This is a genomic window from Streptomyces sp. NPDC041108 (genome assembly GCF_055592645.1).
Genome location: NZ_JBVIYK010000002.1, coordinates 267,031 through 287,535 on the forward strand (window position 1 = coordinate 267,031; position 20,505 = coordinate 287,535).

The 20,505-nt window shown below is 69.7% G+C and carries 16 protein-coding genes, 1 tRNA gene and 1 pseudogene; 4 read left to right on the top strand and 14 right to left on the bottom strand.

Features of this window, described 5'->3' with window-relative positions:
* Nucleotides 1-21: 21 nt before the first annotated feature.
* The 5 genes from ACZ6BB_RS07165 to ACZ6BB_RS07185 all read right to left on the bottom strand — a co-directional run bounded on the left by ACZ6BB_RS07165 (nucleotide 22) and on the right by ACZ6BB_RS07185 (nucleotide 4,172).
* Nucleotides 22-864 carry an aminoglycoside phosphotransferase family protein gene (locus ACZ6BB_RS07165; RefSeq protein ID WP_471614311.1) on the bottom strand — a complete coding sequence of 281 codons (843 nt, stop codon included), beginning with the start codon at nucleotides 862-864 and terminating at the stop codon, nucleotides 22-24.
* A gap of 336 nt (nucleotides 865-1,200) precedes the next feature.
* Nucleotides 1,201-1,273, bottom strand: a tRNA-His gene (locus ACZ6BB_RS07170).
* Nucleotides 1,274-1,401: 128 nt separating this feature from the next.
* A complete protein-coding gene (gene orn, locus ACZ6BB_RS07175) occupies nucleotides 1,402-2,004 on the bottom strand; it encodes an oligoribonuclease (RefSeq protein WP_046918406.1) in 603 nt (200 codons plus the stop codon).
* A 101-nt stretch (nucleotides 2,005-2,105) separates the two neighbouring features.
* A complete protein-coding gene (locus ACZ6BB_RS07180) occupies nucleotides 2,106-3,329 on the bottom strand; it encodes a helix-turn-helix domain-containing protein (RefSeq protein ID WP_471614312.1) in 1,224 nt (407 codons plus the stop codon).
* 378 nt (nucleotides 3,330-3,707) lie between these two features.
* The gene (locus tag ACZ6BB_RS07185) at nucleotides 3,708-4,172 is read right to left on the bottom strand and encodes a hypothetical protein (RefSeq protein WP_471614313.1); all 465 of its coding nucleotides are present in this window, start codon (nucleotides 4,170-4,172) and stop codon (nucleotides 3,708-3,710) included.
* 366 nt (nucleotides 4,173-4,538) lie between these two features.
* Between ACZ6BB_RS07185 and ACZ6BB_RS07190 the strand changes: the two genes are divergently transcribed.
* The gene (locus ACZ6BB_RS07190; RefSeq protein ID WP_046918788.1) at nucleotides 4,539-5,069 is read left to right on the top strand and encodes a universal stress protein; all 531 of its coding nucleotides are present in this window, start codon (nucleotides 4,539-4,541) and stop codon (nucleotides 5,067-5,069) included.
* Nucleotides 5,070-5,367: 298 nt separating this feature from the next.
* Here the strand turns inward: ACZ6BB_RS07190 and glmS are convergent, their stop codons facing one another.
* Both glmS and ACZ6BB_RS07200 read right to left on the bottom strand, forming a co-directional pair.
* The gene (gene glmS / locus ACZ6BB_RS07195; RefSeq protein ID WP_471614314.1) at nucleotides 5,368-7,185 is read right to left on the bottom strand and encodes a glutamine--fructose-6-phosphate transaminase (isomerizing); all 1,818 of its coding nucleotides are present in this window, start codon (nucleotides 7,183-7,185) and stop codon (nucleotides 5,368-5,370) included.
* Nucleotides 7,186-7,254: 69 nt separating this feature from the next.
* Entirely contained in the window at nucleotides 7,255-7,512 is a 258-nt protein-coding gene (locus ACZ6BB_RS07200; protein WP_013003380.1) for a hypothetical protein, read from the bottom strand.
* A 186-nt stretch (nucleotides 7,513-7,698) separates the two neighbouring features.
* Between ACZ6BB_RS07200 and ACZ6BB_RS07205 the strand changes: the two genes are divergently transcribed.
* A complete protein-coding gene (locus ACZ6BB_RS07205) occupies nucleotides 7,699-9,282 on the top strand; it encodes a purple acid phosphatase family protein (RefSeq protein ID WP_471614717.1) in 1,584 nt (527 codons plus the stop codon).
* Between the two features lie 302 nt (nucleotides 9,283-9,584).
* Here ACZ6BB_RS07205 and ACZ6BB_RS07210 read toward each other — a convergent pair whose 3' ends face one another.
* A complete protein-coding gene (locus ACZ6BB_RS07210; RefSeq protein ID WP_471614315.1) occupies nucleotides 9,585-10,067 on the bottom strand; it encodes a hypothetical protein in 483 nt (160 codons plus the stop codon).
* Between the two features lie 569 nt (nucleotides 10,068-10,636).
* Nucleotides 10,637-11,617, bottom strand: a complete 981-nt coding sequence (locus ACZ6BB_RS07215) for a phage baseplate protein (protein WP_471614316.1) — start codon at nucleotides 11,615-11,617, stop codon at nucleotides 10,637-10,639.
* A gap of 646 nt (nucleotides 11,618-12,263) precedes the next feature.
* Between ACZ6BB_RS07215 and ACZ6BB_RS07220 the strand changes: the two are divergent.
* Nucleotides 12,264-12,368, top strand: a pseudogene (locus ACZ6BB_RS07220) (VOC family protein); the annotation flags it as partial.
* A 137-nt stretch (nucleotides 12,369-12,505) separates the two neighbouring features.
* Here the strand turns inward: ACZ6BB_RS07220 and ACZ6BB_RS07225 are convergent.
* Entirely contained in the window at nucleotides 12,506-13,387 is an 882-nt protein-coding gene (locus tag ACZ6BB_RS07225) for a DUF4429 domain-containing protein (RefSeq protein ID WP_471614317.1), read from the bottom strand.
* Nucleotides 13,388-13,492: 105 nt separating this feature from the next.
* Between ACZ6BB_RS07225 and ACZ6BB_RS07230 the strand changes: the two genes are divergently transcribed.
* On the top strand, nucleotides 13,493-15,106 hold the full coding sequence (locus ACZ6BB_RS07230) for a beta-N-acetylhexosaminidase (RefSeq protein WP_471614318.1): 1,614 nt from the start codon (nucleotides 13,493-13,495) through the stop codon (nucleotides 15,104-15,106).
* 294 nt (nucleotides 15,107-15,400) lie between these two features.
* Here ACZ6BB_RS07230 and ACZ6BB_RS07235 read toward each other — a convergent pair whose 3' ends face one another.
* The 4 genes from ACZ6BB_RS07235 to desA are packed head-to-tail and all read right to left on the bottom strand — an operon-like array spanning nucleotide 15,401 to nucleotide 20,451.
* Nucleotides 15,401-17,173, bottom strand: coding sequence for an IucA/IucC family protein (locus ACZ6BB_RS07235; protein ID WP_471614319.1), 1,773 nt, complete (start codon nucleotides 17,171-17,173; stop codon nucleotides 15,401-15,403).
* Nucleotides 17,170-17,742: a GNAT family N-acetyltransferase gene (locus tag ACZ6BB_RS07240; RefSeq protein ID WP_471614320.1), complete on the bottom strand. Its 573-nt coding sequence runs from the start codon at nucleotides 17,740-17,742 to the stop codon at nucleotides 17,170-17,172. The genes ACZ6BB_RS07235 and ACZ6BB_RS07240 overlap by 4 nt, the downstream gene beginning before the upstream one ends.
* Nucleotides 17,739-19,025: a lysine N(6)-hydroxylase/L-ornithine N(5)-oxygenase family protein gene (locus tag ACZ6BB_RS07245; protein WP_471614321.1), complete on the bottom strand. Its 1,287-nt coding sequence runs from the start codon at nucleotides 19,023-19,025 to the stop codon at nucleotides 17,739-17,741. Before ACZ6BB_RS07245 ends, ACZ6BB_RS07240 begins: the two co-directional genes overlap by 4 nt.
* Nucleotides 19,006-20,451: a lysine decarboxylase DesA gene (gene desA / locus ACZ6BB_RS07250; protein WP_471614322.1), complete on the bottom strand. Its 1,446-nt coding sequence runs from the start codon at nucleotides 20,449-20,451 to the stop codon at nucleotides 19,006-19,008. Before desA ends, ACZ6BB_RS07245 begins: the two co-directional genes overlap by 20 nt.
* Nucleotides 20,452-20,505: the final 54 nt, after the last annotated feature.

The following is a 20,505-nucleotide window of genomic DNA, read 5'->3' on the forward strand; positions in this document are numbered from 1 at the left end:
CCCGGCCTCCCCGTCCCCGGTTCAACTCGGGTGGCAGCGATCGAGTGCGGCACGAACCCGGCTGAGCCCCTCCACTCTCCAGCGGCCGCGATCGGGCATCTGGTCGTCCCTGCGCCAGCGCCAGGCCGAGAACATCGCCCAGTTCAGGGCGCGGCACTGGTGGATCAGGGTCTGATCCGCCCCCGCATAGTGCTGTCCCACGTTCTCGGGCGCATGGGCGAGGTCGAACTCGACCGGCCCGCGGCAGCATGTGGCGAGGTCCACGAGAAGCGGCCCTCTCCTCGTGTTCAGGAGGTTGCCGGGATGAGGCTCGCCGTGCAGTAGCTGGTCGCCGGCCGTGTCGGCGCTGATCGCGGCGCTCAGGCCGGCGAGTGTCTCGCTGAGGAGCTGCCGGTCGGCGTCGGGCAGCTCGGGCGAGCGCTGTCGGTCGGTCACCTGTCTCAGTGCCACCGCAACCCGATCGGTGACATGCGGTGCGGCCAGATCGATCCGGCGCAGGGCGGCATGGTGCCGTAGCAACACGTCCGCGTAGTCGGCCGGAGCGATCTCTGATCGCACAGGTTCGTAATAGGTCCAGAGCGAGATGGCGAAGGCGTCGCGCACATGGACTCGGGCCTCGACCCGGGGGGCGAGCCCGGCCACCGGAGCATCGACGTCTGAGAGACGGCGAGCGACCTCGACTTCGAACTCGGAATCGGCCAGATGCCCCGAGGGGGCTACCCGAGCCAGCACGTCGCAAGGGACCAGACGCAGCGCGACACGGTCCGAGTTGTGGATGACATGTGCAGCGTCGGCCTGAAGGCCCAGCTCCGAAGCGGTCGCCCGTCCTGCCTCGACCGCCCGGCGGAGTTCTGATGGCTCCATACCGTTCTCCCTCGTCGGTAAGTATGCCGCTGGCGCACCGCAACGCTAGGCGGGAGCAGGAGAGTTCGCCGACACATGGCATGGAGGCAGGGCTCGTGCGACTGTCCGGGCCGTGCCAGGACGCCTCTCGGCACGCTGATCCCAGAGGGAACCGCTGTTGCCGCGTCACCGGTGTGCTCGCGTCGATGCTGTGGCGCGCTGCCGGAAGCGGATCACCAGCGCGGGCACGGCCGCGCTGACCGAACGGGCCGCCGGTGACTACGGGCCGCAGGGCGTGAAGGGAAGGGCATGCGAACGAGCCCCGACCTGGTTCCCAGGTCGGGGCTCGTTGTTCAGGGTGAGTGACGGGACTCGAACCCGCGGCATCCTGGACCACAACCAGGTGCTCTACCAGCTGAGCTACACCCACCATGACCGGCGGTTCATCCGAAGGCTTCCCCGACCGGCCGAGAAAAAGTGTACAGGGTCTTCAGGGGTGCCCGCGCACACGTTTCGGTGGGGGGCGTTCGGGGGCCCGGAGGGGCCCGGTGGACGAGGTCACAGCGCGGGCAGGACGTGCTTCGCGGCGATCGTGCGGGCCGTGTCCGAATCGGGTCCGGGCTGCGGGACGAAGATCGCCTCGCGGTAGTAGCGCAGCTCGGCGATGGACTCGCGGATGTCGGCGAGGGCCCGGTGGTTGCCGTTCTTCTCGGGGCTGTTGAAGTACGCCCGCGGATACCAGCGGCGGGCCAGCTCCTTGATGGAGGAGACGTCCACGATGCGGTAGTGGAGGTGGCTCTCCAGCGTGGGCATGTCCCGGAGGAGGAAGCCGCGGTCCGTGCCCACCGTGTTGCCGCACAGCGGGGCCTTGCGCGGTTCCTTCACGTGCTCGCGCACGTACGCCAGGACCTGAGCCTCCGCGTCGGCGAGTGTCGTGCCGCCGGCCAGGGCGTCGAGCAGGCCGGACGCGGTGTGCATCTCGCGCACCACCTCCGGCATCGTCTCCAGCGCCGAGTCCGGCGGGCGGATGACGATGTCGACACCGTCGCCGAGCACGTTCAGCTCGGAGTCGGTGACGAGGGCGGCCACCTCGATGAGCGCGTCGTCGGACAGCGAGAGGCCGGTCATCTCGCAGTCGATCCACACCATGCGATCGTTCATGTGTCTCACCTTACGGCCCGTGACAGCCGTACGGCCCGGTCCTGCACCAGGGTGATCACGGAGTGATCCGGTGCGGGACCGGGCCGTCGGACGGCCGTGCGCTACGGCGCGCTGCGCTGGCCCGGCAGGCGGCCCGTCGCGTACAGCTCCGGCTTGGCGCCCTCCGCGGAGAGGGACGCCGACGGCGCCAGGGCGCTCGCCGCGGCCGTGCGGCGGGCCTGCAGCGGCACCGGGGCGTGTTCCGGCGACATCGCCGGCCCCGGGACGCCGTGCGGCCCGTCATGGTGGTCGCTGTGCTTCTCGCCCTGGGGGCGACGGGCACGGTAGGCCGCCCGGTACGCCGCCGGGGACGACCCCAGCTGCCGCCGGAAATGCCCGCGCAGCGCCACCGGCGAACGGAAGCCGCACCGCCCGGCGACCTCGTCCACCGAGTAGTCCGACGTCTCCAGCAGACGCTGCGCCTGCAGCACGCGCTGAGTGATCAGCCACTGCAGGGGAGCGCTCCCGGTGAGCGAACGGAACCGGCGGTCGAACGTACGACGGCTCATGTACGCCCGTGCCGCGAGCGTCTCCACGTCGAACTGCTCGTGGAGGTGCTCCAGCGCCCAGGCGACGACCTCGGCCAGCGGGTCGGCGCCGATCTCCTCCGGTAAAGACCGATCGAGGTAGCGCTCCTGGCCGCCCGATCGACGGGGTGGGACGACGAGACGGCGGGCCAGCGCGCCGGCCGCCTCGTTCCCGTGGTCGGTCCGCACGATGTGCAGACAGAGATCGATTCCGGCCGCGGTGCCGGCCGACGTCAGTACGTCACCGTCGTCCACGAAGAGTTCTCGTGGGTCGACGTGGACGGACGGATAGCGCTTGGCCAGCGTCGGCGCGTACATCCAGTGCGTCGTCGCGGGCCTGCCGTCCAGCAGTCCGGCGGCGGCCAGCACGAACGCGCCGGTGCACAGCCCGACGATGCGGGCTCCCTCCTCGTGCGCTCGGCGCAGTGCGTCGAGCGCTTCCTCCGGCGGCGGTGAGGTGATCGAACGCCATGCGGGCACGACCACCGTGCCCGCCCGCGAGATCGCCTCAAGGCCGTTCGGTGCGGTGAGTTCCAGGCCCCCCGTGGTCCGCAGCGGGCCTTCCTCACCCGCGCACACCAGCAAGCGGTAGCGCGGCACGCCGGCGTCCTGGCGGTCGATCCCGAACACCGACAGTGGAATGGAACTCTCGAAGATGGGGCCGCCGCTGAACAGCAGCACCGCGACGATCTCCTTGCGGCGTCGCCCGGACAGCTTCCGGGCCGCGGCTTCCGGCGCGGCGGTGGAGTCCTGGCTCATACTGCTAAGCCCCCCTCGGTGGTCGCGGCTCCTCGGTTGTGTCGCTCCTGCACGTTTCCCCTTGGTCCTGCACGAGTCCCCCGCCGTAAGACAGTCATGATCGAATCTACTGTGTCCCGTGGTGCCGGCGTGACCAGATCGCCAACCGGCACATTGTCGACATGGCAACTTGGCGTAAAGCATTCGATCACGAAGCGTTGCACTCGTGGAGCGTGCAGGGAAGTACGCCTCGTCCCCGTGGCCGGTCCACGTAGGGTGCGCGCGACCCCTGGACCCCTTTCGGTGCAGGTCGAACGGGGGGTGGGGGGGTGTTCGACCAAGGAACACGCAGGTAACCGAAGTTGGCTGAAAAGATACGGGGGTGTGCGCGGAAACCGGTCAGTCGACCGGCGTACTCGGGCCGGGGTTCCGTCCGCCTCTGTGCGCCCCGGGGGCGGGGCGTCCGTGCCGGCCGCGCTGGGGGGTGCGATCTTCGGCCATCGAACGGGCGGGTGCCGCGGGGGCCGGCGGAGGGTGTGCGGCGCTGTCGTGGGCCGCGCGGGCCGCGCCGCGTTCGGACTGGCGCAGGAGGACGCGGCAGACGCCGGTGACCGCGGCCAGGCCCAGGGCCGCGCCCGTGGCGCCGGCGAGGGAGGTGCCGTACCAGACGAGGACGACCGGCACGAGGACGCAGCTGAAGGCCGCCCAGCGGACCACGTCCGTGGCGGTGTCGGCGGAGTGGGGCGCGGGTGACGGCACGGGGCGGCGCGGGGACTGGGGGGCGCGTTCGGGGGAGTGCGGCCGGGGCGGGGGGATCTCGTCGGACTCGGGGGCGGACTGAGGCGCGGTGCGGTGCGCGGACACTGCGGGCTCCCTCCTGGCTCCCATGGGATCGGCTTACCGGGGTTCAACGCCTGTTCGAGCTGTCGGTCACTGGTTCCGCCTGATCGGGTTGCCGCGAGGGCCAGCGTTCACTCGTCGACGGCGGGTGCCGGATCGGGGCGGGCCGGATGAACCGGCTGTACGTGGCAGCAACCATTGCGTTACGGGGCGGTGCTCGTGCATGCTCCCTGGAACCCCGCGCAGCCGGTGCGGGATCTGGGCGAAGGAGGCGTGCGGTCGTACCCTTGGGGGTATGGGCTGGGGAAGATGTTTCCCGGACACGGCTCCGCCGCACACCGACGTCCCCTACACGTCGTCCCACACGAGGATCCAAACGCCGAGACACCCATGGCCGGTCAAGAATTCTTCGAATCCGCGGACCGCGAGCGGCGGCCCGTCGCCGATCACACGGCGGCCGAGCCCCTTGCGGCGGAAGAGGCACGTCCCTCCTGTGATCCCGCCTTCAAGCACGGCGTCGTCGTCGGCTTCGACGGTTCGACGTCCAGTGAGCGCGCTCTCGCGTACGCCATCGGCATGGCCCGCCGCTCCGGCTCGGGCCTGATCATCGTGCATGTCGCCAACCGGCTGCCCACGACCGTGTGGGCCGGCTGCGAGCCGCCCGTGTTCGTCGACGTCCCCGATCACCGGACCGAGGTCCTCGGCCTGGAACTCGCCTGCGCCGACTATCTCGCCGAGGTGCCCTGGATCCTCGTCGAGCGTGGTGGCGACATCTGCCACGAACTCGAAGAGGTGGGGCGGGAGTACGAGGCCGACGCGATCGTCGTCGGGTCCACGCACGGGATCGTCGGGCGGATCTTCGGATCCGTCGCGGGCCGGCTCGCCAAGCGGGCACAGCGGCCGGTCATCGTCATTCCCTGACGCCTGACGCCTGCCTGATGCCTCAACGCCTGGCGGCGGGCGCCGCTTTCACGAACGCGTAAGTCTACTGGCGCGTAGAGGTGTTTGTGCCCTTGTGAAGGGCATAACCCGCCTGATGCCTGACGGAGTGGTGTGACGGCCACGGGTAGTTGGCAGCGACGCCGGGGAGTTGGGCGACCCCGGCGTCATCGAACGGACCCCCTTGTGATGGGCGACATCACGTGGGGGTCCGTCTTCGTCGTGCGGCCTGCGCGGTCTGTGCAGTCTGCGCGGTCTGCGCGGCCCGTGCGGGAGTTCCCTACTCCACGGTCACCGACTTCGCCAGGTTGCGCGGCTTGTCGATGTCCCGGCCCAGGGCCAACGCCGTGTGGTAGGCGAGGAGTTGCAGGGGGATGCCCATGAGGATCGGGTCCAGCTCGTCCTCGTTCTTCGGGACGACGATCGTCTGGTCGGCCTTCTCCTGCTCCTGGTGGGCGACGGCGAGGATCTTGCCGCTGCGGGCCTTGATCTCCTCAAGGGCGGCGCGGTTCTTCTCCAGCAGGTCGTCGTTCGGGACGATCGCGACCGTGGGCAGGGCGGGCTCGATGAGGGCCAGGGGGCCGTGCTTCAGCTCGGAGGCGGGGTAGGCCTCGGCGTGGATGTACGAGACCTCCTTGAGCTTCAGGGAGGCCTCACGGGCCACCGGGTAGCCCCGGACGCGGCCGATGAAGAGCATCGAGCGGGCCTCGGCGTACTGCTCGGCCAGCTTCTTGATCTCCTCCTCCTGCTCCAGCATCTCCGCGATCTGGGCGGGGAGCCTGCGCAGGCCCTCGATGATCCGCTTGCCGTCGCGGACGGAGAGGTCGCGGGTGCGGCCCAGGTGCAGCGCCAGCAGGGCGAAGGCGACCGTGGTGTTGGTGAAGCACTTGGTGGAGACCACGCAGACCTCCGGGCCCGCGTGCACGTAGATGCCGCCGTCCGCCTCACGGGCGATCGCCGAGCCCACCACGTTCACCACACCCAGCACCCGGGCGCCCTTGCGCTTCAGCTCCTGGACGGCCGCCAGCACGTCGTAGGTCTCGCCGGACTGGGAGACGGCGATGTAGAGGGTGTCGGGGTCGACGACCGCGTTGCGGTAGCGGAACTCCGACGCCGGCTCGGCGTCCGCGGGGATGCGCGCCAGCTCCTCGATCATCTGGGCGCCGATCATGCCCGCGTGGTACGAGGTGCCGCAGCCGAGGATCTTCACACGGCGGATCTGGCGCGCCTCGCGGGCGTCCAGGTTGAGGCCACCGAGGTGCACGGTGGAGAAGCGGTCGTCGATCCGGCCGCGCAGCACCCGGTCCACGGCCTCGGCCTGCTCGTGGATCTCCTTGTGCATGTAGGTGTCGTGGCCGCCCATGTCGTACGAGGCGGCCTCCCACTCCACGGTGGTGGGCTCGGCCGTGGTGCGGGTGCCCTCGGTGGTGTAGGTGCGGAAGTCGTCGGCCTTGAGGGTGGCCATCTCGCCGTCGTCGAGGGTGACGATCTGGCGGGTGTGGGCGACCAGAGCGGCTATGTCCGAGGCGACGAACATCTCCTTCTCGCCGATGCCGAGGACGACCGGGGAGCCGTTGCGGGCGACGACGATGCGGTCGTTGAAGTCGGCGTGCATGACGGCGATGCCGTACGTGCCCTCGACGATGCGCAGCGCCTGGCGGACCTTCTCCTCCAGGGTGGTGGCCTGGGAGCGGGCGATGAGGTGGGTGAGGACCTCGGTGTCCGTCTCGGAGAGGAACTCGACGCCGTCCGCTTCGAGCTTCTTCCGCAGGTCGGAGGCGTTGTCGATGATGCCGTTGTGGACGACGGCGACCTGGTTGTCGGCCGACATGTGGGGGTGGGCGTTGATGTCGGACGGGGCGCCGTGGGTGGCCCAGCGGGTGTGGGCGATGCCGGTGGTGCCCTTGAAGCGCGCGGGGACCCTGGCCTCCAGGTCGCGGACCCGGCCCTTGGCCTTGACCATCCGCAGACCGGCGGCCTTGGGCGAGGTGACCACTATGCCCGCCGAGTCGTAGCCCCGGTACTCCAGGCGCTGCAGGCCTTCGAGGAGCAGCGGCGCCACATCGCGCTTGCCGATGTAACCGACGATCCCGCACATATAGACGTATCCCCTAGCTGTAGACGGTCGGCCGTGACCGGCCGGTTGTGGCGGACCGGTCGTGGCCGGTCAGCCGTAGACGATGCGGCGCAGCTGCCGGAGCGTGAGCTCCGGCGGTGCGACCGCCCGGTACTTCAGGTCCGCCTCGATCCGTTCGAAGATCGTCGCGTTGACCAGGCCCTGCGCCTGGAGCTCGCGGTGGCGGCGACGGACGTAGACCTCGGTCGTCTCGTCGAAGTAGGCGAGCACGTCCTGGATCACCCGCAGCGCCTCGCCCCGGTTGAGGGGGGAGGATCGCGTCAAATGATCGACAAGTTCATCGTGCACTCGGTAGATCCTGGGGGAGCGGCGGGCGTTTCGCAAGAATCCTGCCCGATATCGGGCAGGCTGCCGTTACGGCCCCTTGGGAGAACATTGAATGTGTTATGAGTGGCTGTTCGTGCGCCGTCCATCCGGCGTCCCGTATCCCGTCGCCTGAGGCGACGACTTTCGGACACCATGGACATACCTCGTATGGGCGTACCCGAGCAGCTGGCCGAGCGCATGAGCATGGCCGAGCAGCACGAGTACCTGCGCTCCACGTTCTCCCGGCGCTCGATGATCAGAGGCGGCGCGGTCACCCTCGGTGCCGTCGTGGGCGGCGCGTTCGTCCCGGCCGCGGCCCAGGCCGCCACCCCGGCCGCGCTCCGCACCTCGGTGCCCACCCGGGCCGCCGCGAGCGCCGAGCACGTCGACGGCTCCTTCGTCGCCCCCTTCGGCCGCCACCTCGCCTACGGCAACGACCCGCGTACCGAGATCACCGTCTCCTGGCAGGTCCCGCTCCCGGTCAAGAAGCCCTTCGTCCGGGTCGGCACCCACGCCTCGCACCTCTCGGCCAGGATCGAGGCCGAGGTCCGCACCCTCTTCACCCCCGCCGGTGTCGGCGCGTCCGGCGACCACACCCAGTACTACGTGCACGCCAAGCTGACCCACCTCAAGCCCGGCAGGACCTACTACTACGGTGTCGGCCACGACGGCTTCGACCCGGCCTCGCCGCGGTTCGCCGGCACCATCGGCACCTTCACCACCGCCCCCGCCCACAAGGAGCCGTTCACCTTCACGGCCTTCGGCGACGAGGGCGTCGGCTACCACGGCCTCGCCAACAACAGCCTCCTCCTCGGCCAGAACCCGGCCTTCCACCTGCACGCCGGCGACATCGCCTACGCCGACCCGGCCGGCCAGGGCAAGACCGCCGACACCGGCTTCGACTCCCGCGTGTGGGACCAGTTCCTCGCCCAGACCGAGTCCGTGGCCAAGTCCGTCCCGTGGATGCCCGCGTACGGCAACCACGACATGGAAGCCTGGTACTCGCCCAGCGGTTACGGCGGCGAGCAGGCCCGCTGGAACCTCCCCGACAACGGCCCCGACCCGAAGAGCCTGCCGGGCGTCTACTCCTTCGTCCACGGCAACACGGCCGTCGTCGCGCTCGACGCCAACGACATCTCCTTCGAGATCCCGGCCAACCTCGGCATCTCCGGCGGCACCCAGACCACGTGGCTGGAGGCGCAGCTCAGGAAGTTCCGCGCGTCCAAGGACATCGACTTCGTCGTGGTCTTCTTCCACCACTGCGCCTACTGCACCTCCAGCGCGCACGCCTCGGAGGGCGGTGTGCGCCAGGAATGGGTGCCGCTGTTCGAGAAGTACGCGGTGGACCTCGTCATCAACGGCCACAACCACCAGTACGAGCGCACCGACGTCATCAAGGCGGGCGCGGTCACCAAGAAGCTCCCGATCGGCGGCACGGCGTACCCGGAGACCGAGGGCGTGGTGTACGTGACGGCGGGAGCGGCCGGCCGCAGCCTCTACTCCTTCACCGCCCCGCTGTCCTACGAGGGTCACGAGAACGAGGTCGAGTCCGTCTCCTCGTACATCAACACCAAGGGGGGCAAGCAGAACGAGACCGTCACCTGGTCGCGGGTGCGGTACCTCGACTACTCCTTCCTGCGGGTGGACGTGAAGCCCGCGCCGAAGGGGCACTGGGCCACGCTGACCGTGCGGGGGATCGCGGAGACGGGTGCGCAGGTCGACCACTTCACGGTGGCGCGCAGGGCCAAGTAGTGCCGTGGGTGCGCCCGGAAGGCGGGGCGCACGCCCGACTTTCCAGTGCCGTGGCACTGGTACCGCCATGTGCTTGTTCTGACTGCTGGGCAGTGGCCTGGGCTGTGTCCGCGTCGTTGGCAGCGGCTGATGCGGGCTCGGTGTCGTCGTCGACAGCGCCATGCCGACCAGTGCGGGATGCGGCCGGTCGGGGTCACGCCCGACCGGCCGCACTGGTGGTGCGCGGGTTCGCACCGGCGGTACATGCGTGCGCCGGGCCGGTGGCAAGGGACGCCACCGGCCCGGCGGGCGATCGGCTCGGGTCAGCCGAAGGTCAGCCCGGTCGTCTTGTTGGACATGTCGCCCATGGTCGTCATGGAGCGCTTCGGGCCGGTGGTGTCACCGCCGTTGCGGACCTGGTGCTCGTAGTGGTTGACGTCGCAGGTGTTGAAGCCCTGGAAGGACGAGATCCGGTCGTTCCACGAGGGCCAGGCGTCCCGGACGTCGTTCACGGTGAAGTCCCGCTGCCCGTCCTCCACGCAGGGCCCGCCCGCCGTGATGGTGAGGGTGCCGCCGGAGGGGCTGAGGTTGGCGATGTCGTACTCGATGGACAGGACGTAGTCGGCCGCTGCGGCGGTGGCCTCCGCCGCGGGCATGGGCCCCTCCAGCCGCTTCAGGAACGACGTGTCGGAAAGGGCTGTACGGGCTACGGGCGAAGCGTTGGTCACCTTCCCGTTGGTGGCGTCGACGACGGCCGCGCGGAAGGTGCTGTGACATGCCGTAGCGCCCGTGGACACGTTGTACACGCAGTGTCCGTTGGTCCCTTCGGCAGCGCCTGCCTGTCCCGGTACGGCGACGACGCCGCCGAACAACAGGCCTGCAGCGAGAACCGATCCGGCTGATGCACGCAATGCGTTCATGGTTTTCCCCCATTCCGGGCCGATGGTTGACCGGCCCGTTCCGATACGGCGCATGCGGTGAATCCACTGGTCAGGCATTGACCGCATGTACAGGTCAGTTCACTAACCGTCACACGATCTCCCGCTCACCACAAGAATGCTTTTCTGTCACGGCAGGCGCACGAGGCACGGGAAATCGGCCATTCCGCCTTTGCGTACATCCCTCGAGACCTCCTTACCTCCTTGTCCACAGTGGGTCTGACGCGACTTCAGGGCTGCGTGACGCGGTGCGCGACAGCGCTCGCTGCGTTGTCCCGCCCACCGAATGCCCCCCTGTCACCGAGGGTCCATGTGAGGGAGGGGCGCCGTGACGCTGGAGCCCCGCGATGACGGCGCGGACGTGCCGGCCAGATGAGGGCATGGGCGGCTTCGAGCTGTCTGAACGGTCCGGCCAGGTCGACCGGACCGGACGACCGTCAGACGAGGACGTTCTTGTAGAAGACGTTGGAGAGGCGTTCGCCCTCTTCCTCACCGGAGGCGAAGCCGAAGAAGAGGCGGGGCTCTCCTCCGGCGGTGGTGTAGACGGCCATGCCCTCCGGTTCACGGAAGGGGAGGGTGGAGCCGGCCCCGGTGAGGAACTCCTCCGCTATCTGTCCGGTGTTCATGTTGACGCTCCAGAGGACCGCGTCTGTGTCGGCCTCGCCGGTGACGTCCTTGCTGTGGCCCGTGAGGCAGTACAAGTACTGGCCGTATGCCGTGTACCCCTGGAAGTTCGCGGCGTCGATCCGGGACGGTTCCTGGAAGTCCACCAGGCGGCTGCCGAAGTTGCCGTTGGTGGCGTCGGTCAGGTCGTACGCGGCGAAGCGGTGGGTGGCCGAGCCCGTCGGCCGGTAGCGCACGATCAGGCGATTGTGCGTGGGGTCGATGGCACAGGTGTGCCGGTTCGCCGAGGAGACGGGCGTGTGCTTCGTGACCGCCGACGACGAGGCGCTCAGCGTAGTGCCGGCGGTGTACTTGAAGCGCCCCAGCCGCTGTCCGAAGCCGCTGGTGTCCGCGACTGCGTCGACCCACAGATACGTCGAGGAGCCCACAGCCTGCGCGCCTATGGAGACCGCGTGGCCGAAGCCGGTCAGGTACATGTGGCCGATCGCGTTCCAGGTCGACCAGGAGAGTTCGGTGATGCACAGGTCGCCCGAGTTGGCCCCCGAGCCCTGGCGCAACTGGGCCACGAACAACCGCTGGTTGGTCTGGTCGAAGGCGAAGCTCTGCATCACCGTGCCGTCCCGAAGCGCCCGGCCCCGGTAGAGGTCGTTCGAGGAGGTCGTGGTCAGCGTGAACCGCTGAGAGGCCGGTACCGCGGCCGACGCGGCCCCCGTGCCGTATCCGAGCCCTACCGCGGCCAGTGAGAGACCTCCTCCCGCGCGGAGCAGGGTGCGGCGGCTCAAGGCGTCGTTCATGGGTTCTCCCGTTGGTTGGTGAGAGCTGCTTGATCAGTGCGATGAGCCTATGTAAATGGCCCTGGAGGAAGATCACCCGGGCTCCGACCACCGTTGTACGAGCAGTCGTCACGCGTTCACCGAGTCCGCCACCCCCGTTCGCGGTGCGGGCGGCTGGGCCGGCCCGCCGGAGCCCGGCGGACGTCCTGCCGGGCTCGGATGGCGCGCTGTGGCTGCGCGGCGGCGTGTCTGGAGAACCCTGCCGCCTCACCTCGTTGACCTGGGGCGGCTCCGGCCCTCCGGGGGCGAGGGCGCTGTCGGCGGTGCGGGCGACGCGGTCGCCGTGGTGGAGGTAGCGGTCGTGGACGACGCGTGGGCGTCGGTCAGCCCCAGGCCCTAGGGCTCCAAGTGCAACAGCCCTACGCCCAGGCCGTCGACCAGGCCCTCACCGACCAGGGCATCCCGCCGGGCACCGTCCGCGTGGAACGCACCGGCCGGATGTACGGCAAGCTCATGTACTTGGTGCCGGCCTGGGATGCGTCCCGCTGCGCCGGCCCGGGCGGCCTCCGGTTCACTCGGCGGGAAGACACCGGCTGGTCCCACATCCTGCTCCGCGCCGGCGGCGAGGCAGGGATCCCGGGCGGTCCGCTCACCGCCCTGCACCGCTCACCGGAATCCCGATGGCTCTGGCTGGGCAGTCCTTGCCGACCCCGAAAGCAACGAATTCTGCGTTCTTCGCAGCGACTCCGACCGAGCCACGATGAGTTCCTGACGCCACGCGCCATCCTGGCCGACTTCGTATGACCGCTGGTCACAGCCACTCGTTGATGGCCGCTACGAGGACGGTCGCCTCGTAAAGATCCACTTTCGAAACACGGCCCAGTGCCGGGCAGGCGGTCCTTCCGCGCGTCAGATGCGCTTGAGGATCGCCTGTTTGGCCCTCGTGAACTCCTCGTCCGTGAGCACCCCGGACCGGTGGAGGTCGCCCAGTTCGCGCAGCCGGCGCAGCAGGGCGTCGTGGTCCTCCTCGGGGGCGGGCCGGTCCTGGGGCGACGGGGGCGCGGTGAGCTGTTTCGGCGCCGGGGCCGGGGCCGCAGGGTGCGGGAGCCGTGCCTGTACGGCCGCCGCGACCAGGGCCATCAAGGGGTCCTTCTTGAAGCCCCACAGCTCCACGGAGTGGGGGTCGTACTTGGGCGGGGTCTTGGTCGGCGCGTTCCGCACGGTGAAGCGGAGGCTGCCGTTCTCCAGGCCGACCGAGGGGTGCCACTCGACGCCGGCTATGTCGGCCAGAGGCAGCGTCCGTGGCCCGGACGCTGCCTTCGCGTCCTCGGTCTTCCAGTTCCACTCCAGGCGTACGTGGTCGCCGTCGAAGCTCGCGGTGCCGTCCCCGGCGGAGACGGAGAGCGGGACGGCCGGCCCGGCGAGCAGATACGTGTCCACCGCGTCGCCCGGCACCTCGTCCAGGAGGAGCGCGTTACGGACCTCGTCCACGACGTACTCGGCGACGCCGTACCGGTCGGAGTCGACGCTCAGCTGGTACGGGTCGTCGGAATCGGTGAGCCGGCCGCCGGTAGCCTGCAGAAGCGGGTCGGAGCCGTCGCGCAGCCGCAGCCTCAGCCGCCCCGACTTCTTCCCCTGCTCGAAGGAGATGCCCGCCAACGCGCCCAGAGGCACCGCGAGTTCACCCAGGGTCCTGCGGAGCAGGCTCACGCTCCTGTCGCGGCCCGGGGTCAGTCGCAGGGTGTCGCCGTCGAAGGTCCACGTGCCGTCCCGCTGGATGATTTCCGCCATGCGCAGGATTGTTCCACCGGCCGTGGGGCGATGTGGTCTAGACCTGGAGGGGGTGCAGGGGTGAGGGTGGGGAGCGCACAGTTCGATGGGTGGAGGGAGCACGTCGTGAATCCGCGCCACAGATCGACCCGCCTGCTCGGCTCGCTGCTGCTGGTGGCGACCGGGATGTTCGCCGTGGGAGCCGCACCCGTGTCCGAGAACGCGCAAGCCGCCGCCGTCACGATCCCGCTCGGGCAGGTGATCCCGGCCCCCGCCTCGGTCCGGCCGGACGGACCGCCGTACCGGCTGACGAGCGCCGCGCGCATCGTCGTGGACGGCGGCCCCGAGGCCCGCCGGATCGGGGAGTACCTCGCGGGCATCCTGCGGCCCTCGACGGGATACCGGCTGCCGGTCACCGAGCGCCAGGAGGCCGGAATCCGCCTGCGGTTGGCCGCCGAGGAGACGAGTCTCGGCCAGGAGGGCTACCGCCTGGAGAGCCGCCCCTCCGGGGTGACCCTCACCGCCCGCGCGCCCGCCGGTCTCTTCCACGCCGTGCAGACCCTGCGTCAGCTGCTGCCCGCCGCCGTCGAGAAGGACTCCGTGCAGCCGGGCCCCTGGCTGGTCGCGGGCGGCACCGTCAGGGACCTCCCGCGCTACGGCTGGCGCGGCGCGATGCTGGACGTCTCCCGCCACTTCTTCGGCGTGGACCAGGTCAAGCGCTTCATCGACCAGCTGGCGCTCTACAAGTTCAACAAGCTGCACCTGCACCTCTCCGACGACCAGGGCTGGCGCATCGCCGTCGACTCCTGGCCGCGTCTGGCCTCGTACGGCGGCTCCACGCAGGTCGGCGGCGGTCCCGGCGGGTACTACACGAAGGCCGACTACCGGGAGATCGTCCGGTACGCGGCCTCCCGCCATCTGGAGGTCGTCCCCGAGATCGACCTGCCCGGCCACACCAACGCGGCCCTCGCGTCCTACGCCGAGCTGAACTGCGACGGGGTCGCGCCCCCGCTCTACACCGGCACCGAGGTCGGCTTCAGCTCCCTGTGCGTCGGCAAGGACGTGACGTACGACTTCGTGGAGGACGTCGTACGGGAGCTGGCCGCGCTCACGCCGGGGCGGTATCTGCACATCGGCGGTGACGAGGCGCACTCCACCAGCCCCGAGGACTACGCGACGTTCATGGACCGGGTGCAGCCGGTGGTCGAGAAGTACGGGAAGACGGTCATCGGGTGGCACCAGCTGACCGGGGCCACTCCGGTGCGGGGCGCTCTCGCGCAGTACTGGGGTCTGGACAGTACGGACGCGCAGGAGAAGGAGCGGGTGGCCGCTGCCGCACGGAACGGGACGGGGATCATCCTGTCGCCGGCCGACCGGATCTACCTCGACATGAAGTACGACAAGGACACGCCGCTGGGGCTCGACTGGGCCGGGTACGTGGATGTGCGGCGGGCGTACGACTGGGATCCGGGGGCGTACCTGGCGGGGGTGGAGGGGGCCGCGGTGCGGGGGGTCGAGGCGCCGCTGTGGACGGAGACGATCGATTCCTCGGCGGACGTGGAGTACATGGTGTTTCCACGGTTGCCGGGGGTCGCGGAGCTGGGATGGTCGCCGGCGTCCGCGCATGGGTGGGGCGGGTATCGGGTGCGGCTTGCCGCGCAGGCTGCTCGGTGGGAGGCGTTGGGGGTGGGGTACTTCCGGGCGCCGGGGGTGCCGTGGCCTCCGGCGGTGGGGCGGTAGGGGGGTGGGGGGTTGGGTGCGTCGGCGGGTGCGGGTGCGTCGTGGTTGCTCGCGCAGTTCCCCGCGCCCCTGAAAGCAGGGGCTGCGCCCCGTGCTTTTCAGGCCCGCAGCCCCGTCGCCTGTCAGGCCCGCAGCTCCGTCGCCCCTCAGGCCCGCAGGGCCTGGTCTTTCAGGGGCGCGGGGAACTGCGCGAGAAGCCCCGCCGGGGCGCGGCTGAACGATCTACCGTGAAACGACGGGCACCTCGCAGGACCGTACTCCGAGGTGCCCGTCTGTCCTGGGGACCGCCGGGGGCTACAGGCCCGCGAGGGGGTTCTTCAGGGTGCCGACCAGTTGGAGTGCGCCCGCGGGGTCGGCCAGGTCGACCATCTGCCTGTTGTCGCGCAGTTGGAGGCGGTTGAGGCAGGACAGCGCGAACTCGGGGGCGAACATGTCGTACCGGGCGAACTTGTCGGCGAGTTCGGGCATGGAGTGCTGGTAGTCGCGGACGCACTCGGCGACCGTGCGCCAGAACTCCTCCTCGCCCAGCACCCCTTCCTCCGCGAGGTTCGCCGCGAGGAAACGGAAGAAGCAGTCGAAGACGTCCGTGAAGACCGAGAGGAGCTTCATGTCCTCGGGGACGTCCACGCGCAGGCGTTCGACCGTCGGCGGGAGCACCGCGTCCGGGTCCATGACCGCGATCTCCTCGGCGATGTCCTTGTAGACCGCCCGCTCGACCACGCCGTCCTTCAGGACCAGGATCACGTTCTCGCCGTGCGGCATGAAGACGAGGTCGTAGGCGTAGAAGCTGTGCAGGAGCGGGGTGAAGTAGGCCCGAAGGTAGCGGCGCAGCCACTGCGTCGGGGTCAGGCCCGAGCGGGTGATCAGGGCAGCCGCGAAGCCGTTGCCCTCGTGGTCGACGTGGACCAGGGAGGCCATCGTCGCCAGGGACTCGCCCTCCCGGAGCGAGGCGACCGGGCTCTCGCGCCACAGTGCGGCCAGCATCTTGCGGTACGGGGAGTGCTTGTCGGTGGCGGCCTCGTACTCCAGGTGCCGGTAGCCGACCGCCGCGCGCTCGCGGATGATCGACAGGCCCGTCGACTTCAGGACCGGGTCGTTGTCGATGAGCCCGGCGAGCCAGTCGTTGATGGCCGGGGTCGCCTCCATGTACGCCGCCGACAGGCCGCGCATGAAGCCCATGTTGAGGACGGAGAGGGCCGTCTTGACGTAGTGCTTCTCGGGGGCGGACCTGTTGAAGAAGGTCCGGATCGACTGCTGGGCGAGGTACTCGTCGTCGCCCTCGCCCAGACACACCAGGTTCCGCTGCGCCACCTCGGCGGCGAAGGTGACGGTGAGCTTGTTCCACCACTGCCAGGGGTGGACCGGGATGAAGAGGTAGTCGGCGGGGTCCAGACCCAGGCCGGTGAGGACGGCGTGGAAGCGGGCGACCGTCTCCGCGCCCAGCTCGTCCCGCAGGAACGCCTCGTACTCGATGCCCACGCCCGCCGTGAACGCCGCCCGTGAGCGGTGCGCGGCCAGCCAGACCAGGCGGACCGGGCTCGCCGTCTCGGGGGCGTACGCCAGGTACTCGTGCACACCGAAGCCGAGGCGGCCGTTGTTGGCGACGAAGCAGGGGTGGCCCTCGGTCATCCCGGTCTCGACGGCCTGGAAGCCGGCGTCCACCAGCTCGGCGACCGGCGTCTTCGGCTTGGTGAGCTTGTAGCAGGTGCCGGCCAGGGTGGAGGAGATCTCCTCCAGGTAGACCGGGAGGATCTCGTCGCTCAGGCCGAGGGACCCCTGCAGTTCGACGAAGAAGTCCAGGGCGGCCAGAGGGAGGTCGACGCCGTCCCGTCGACGGGTGATCGAGTCGGCGTCGACCTGCCAGTGGTCGAGGGCGCGCCGGACGGCGGTGAACCCGTAGCGGGTCGAGCCGTCGTCGCTGCGGACCTCGAAGCGGCCGTCGGCGGTGGCCTCCGGCGTGATGAGCCGCTCGTGGGCGAACTCGGCGAGGGCCTTGCGGATCAGCAGGCGCTCGGCCCGTGCCCAGTGGTGGGGGGACAGATGCGCGACGGCATCGGACAGGGTCATACGGATACTCCTCGGGCAGCCAGGCTCCGGCCGCACAGGCTGTCGGCGAACTGCTCTCGCGTGCAGAAACTCAGAAGCGCGCGCTTCTCCGGCTTGTCGATCTCGCCGTGGGGGACGAAACCGACGACCTCGTTGAGGGCGTGCACGGCCTTGTTGGACACGTCCGGTTCGACGACGACGCGGCGGGTGGCCGGGTCCTCGAAGAGGTGCGCCATCACGGCGGTGATCACGGCCCGGGTGAAGCCGTGCACCGGCGTGTCCGTCGCCGGTACCAGGAAGTGCATGCCGACGTCTCCGGGCTCGGGCTCGTACAGGCCGACCAGCTCACGGTGGGCGGGGTCGTACCGCTCCATGAGGAACACGGGCTCGCCGTCCAGCAGCCCCAGCAGGGCCTGCTGGTGCGGGTCGGCGGCGACCTCCAGGTAGGCGCGCTCGACGTCCTCCGGCCGGGCGTCCTGCATCATCCAGTACGCCGCCTTGGGGTGGGTCACCCAGCGGTGCAGCAGCTCGGCGTCGTGCAGCGGGTCGAGGGGACGGAAGCTGAAGGACGTGCCGTTCGGGCCGCTCATACGGCGAACTCCTGGAACGCGATGGTCTTCTCCACCGGGTAGTACTCGGTGCCCAGCAGCTCGCGGATGATGTACGCGTTGCGGTACGGGCCCATGCCCAGGTCGGGGGAGGTGACGCTGTGGGCGTGGACGGCCGCGTTCTGCAGGAAGACGCCCCGGCCGGTGGTGTCGATCGCGTAGTTGCGGGCGACGTCGAAGTTGCCCCGGGAGTCGTAGCACAGGCGGTCGCGGACGGGCCCGAGGAACTCCGGCTCGGTGTACCGGTAACCGGTGGCGAGGATCAGGCCCTGGGTGTGCAGCTCGAAGTCCTTCTCCTGTTCCTCCTGGCGCAGGCCGAGGGTGAAGGTGCCGTTCTCGTGCCGCGCGCCGTGCAGGGCGGAGTTGGTGAGCAGCCGGGTGGGGAGCGGGCCGCCGAGGCTCTTCTGGTAGAGCAGGTCGAAGATCTCGTCGACGAGGTCTCCGTCGATGCCCTTGTAGAGGCCCTTCTGCTCCTGCGTCAGCCGGTGGCGGGTCGGCTCCGGCAGCGCGTGGAAGTAGTCGACGTACTCCGGGGAGGTCATCTCCAGCGTGAGCTTGGTGTACTCCAGCGGGAAGAAGCGCGGGGAGCGCGTCACCCAGTTCAGCTGGTAGCCGAGGACGTCGATCTCGCCGAGCAGGTCCCGGTAGATCTCGGCGGCCGACTGCCCGGAGCCGACGATGGTGATCGACTTCTTGCGCTGCAGCTCCCGCTTGTGCGTCAGATAGCGGGAGTTGTGGATCCAGTCGCCGTCCAGGCCCCGGACGGCCTCCGGGACGTACGGGGGAGTGCCGGTGCCGAGGACGAGGTGCCGGGCGCGCAGCACGTCGCCGCCGGCCGTCCGTACGGCGTAGACCTCGTCCGCGTCCTCGTACGTCACCTCCGTCACCGTCGTGCCGAAGCGGACGTTGCTCAGCCGGCCCGCGGCCCAGCGGCAGTAGTCGTCGTACTCGACCCGCAGCGGGTAGAAGTTCTCGCGGATGTAGAACGAGTACAGGCGGCCCGAGTCCTTCAGGTAGTTCAGGAAGGAGTACGGGGAGGTCGGGTCGGCGAGGGTGACCAGGTCCGACATGAACGGGGTCTGGAGGTGGGCGCCGTCGAGGAACATCCCCGAGTGCCACTCGAAGTTCGGCTTCGAGTCCAGGAAGATCCCGTCGAGTTCGGCGATGGGCTCGGTGAGGCAGGCGAGGCCGAGGTTGAAGGGTCCCAGTCCGATGCCGATGAAGTCGTAGGTCTTCACGGCGGGTTCAGGAAGCGACGCGGTCAAGGGATTCTCCCAGGTACTGCTCGGCGTGGCCGGCGATCAGGTCGAGCACGGCGGCGATGTCCTCGGCCGTGGTCTCGGGGTTGAGCAGGGTGAACTTGAGGTAGTGACGCCCGCCGACCTTGGTGCCCGCGACCACGGCGTCGCCGGAGGCGAACAGGGCCTTGCGGGCGTACAGGTTGGCGCGGTCGATCTCGGCGGGGTCGGTGACCGCCTCGGGGATGTAGCGGTAGACCAGCGTCGAGAGCTGGGGCTCGACGACGACGTCGTAGCGCGGGTCGGCGGCGAGCAGCCGCCAGCCCTCCCACGCCAGGTCGCAGACCTCGTCGAAGAGCTGTCCGACGCCGTCGGCGCCCATCGTGCGCAGGGTCATCCACAGCTTGAGCGCGTCGAAGCGGCGGGTGGTCTGCAAAGACTTGTCGACCTGGTTGGGGATGCGCTCGGTGACCATGCGGCGCGGGTTGAGGTACTCCGCGTGGTAGGTCGCGTGGCGCAGGGTGGCCCCGTCCCGGACGAGCAGGGCGGAGGAACTCACCGGCTGGAAGAAGGACTTGTGGTAGTCCACGGTGACGGAGTCGGCGCGCTCGATGCCGTCCAGGAGGCCGCGCCGCTTTCGGGAGACGAGCAGGCCGCAGCCGTAGGCGGCGTCGACGTGCATCCAGGTGTCGTACTGGGCGCACAGCTCGGCTATCTCGGGCAGCGGGTCGATGGAGCCGAAGTCGGTGGTGCCGGAGGTGGCGACGACGGCCATGGGGACGAGGCCGTCGTTCTTGCACCGCTCCAGTTCACGGGCGAGCGCCATGGTCTGCATGCGCTTGTCGCCGTCGACGGGGATGGAGACGACCGCGTCCTGGTCCAGGCCCAGCAGTTTCGCCGACTTCTTCACACTGAAGTGGCTGACCTCGGAGGCGAAGATCCGCAGTTTGGCGGTGCTGTCGGTCTTGGCCTCCTCACGGGCGAGGAGCAGCGCCTGGAGGTTGGACTGCGAGCCGCCGGAGGTGAACACCCCGTCGGCGGAGGGACCGAACCCGACGCGTTCGTTGGTCCAGTCGACCAGTTTCCGCTCGATCAGGGTGCCGCCCGCCGACTGGTCCCAGGTGTCCAGGGAGGAGTTGACGGCGGACAGGACGGCCTCGCCGAGCACGGCGGGGATGACGACCGGGCAGTTGAGGTGGGCGAGGTAGCGCGGGTGGTGGAAGTAGACCGCGTCGCGCAGATAGACCTCCTCCAGCTCGTCGAGGACGGCGGCCGTGTCGTGCAGCGGCTTGTCGAGGTCGATCTTCTCGATGGCGGGAGCGAGGGCGTCGACGGTGACACCGGTGAACGGCCGGTCGGTGGTGGCGATTCTGGCCGCCACCCGCTCCACGCCTTCGGTCACGGTGCGGCGGTACCGCTCCGCGGTCGTGTCATTGAGCAGGTGCGAGCGCATGGGGAGGTCCTCCGATGGGGATCAACTTAAGTTAGCCTAACCTAAATAACGAGG

Coding starts and splice junctions, on each gene's coding strand:
- ACZ6BB_RS07205 (WP_471614717.1), top strand. CDS start 7,699: ATGGGCGTACCCGAGCAGCTGGCCGAGCGCATGAGCATGGCCGAGCAG.
- ACZ6BB_RS07190 (WP_046918788.1), top strand. CDS start 4,539: ATGGCCGGTCAAGAATTCTTCGAATCCGCGGACCGCGAGCGGCGGCCC.
- ACZ6BB_RS07225 (WP_471614317.1), bottom strand. CDS start 13,387: ATGGCGGAAATCATCCAGCGGGACGGCACGTGGACCTTCGACGGCGAC.
- ACZ6BB_RS07165 (WP_471614311.1), bottom strand. CDS start 864: ATGGAGCCATCAGAACTCCGCCGGGCGGTCGAGGCAGGACGGGCGACC.
- orn (WP_046918406.1), bottom strand. CDS start 2,004: ATGAACGATCGCATGGTGTGGATCGACTGCGAGATGACCGGCCTCTCG.
- ACZ6BB_RS07180 (WP_471614312.1), bottom strand. CDS start 3,329: ATGAGCCAGGACTCCACCGCCGCGCCGGAAGCCGCGGCCCGGAAGCTG.
- glmS (WP_471614314.1), bottom strand. CDS start 7,185: ATGTGCGGGATCGTCGGTTACATCGGCAAGCGCGATGTGGCGCCGCTG.
- ACZ6BB_RS07235 (WP_471614319.1), bottom strand. CDS start 17,173: ATGACCCTGTCCGATGCCGTCGCGCATCTGTCCCCCCACCACTGGGCA.
- ACZ6BB_RS07240 (WP_471614320.1), bottom strand. CDS start 17,742: ATGAGCGGCCCGAACGGCACGTCCTTCAGCTTCCGTCCCCTCGACCCG.
- desA (WP_471614322.1), bottom strand. CDS start 20,451: ATGCGCTCGCACCTGCTCAATGACACGACCGCGGAGCGGTACCGCCGC.
- ACZ6BB_RS07215 (WP_471614316.1), bottom strand. CDS start 11,617: ATGAACGACGCCTTGAGCCGCCGCACCCTGCTCCGCGCGGGAGGAGGT.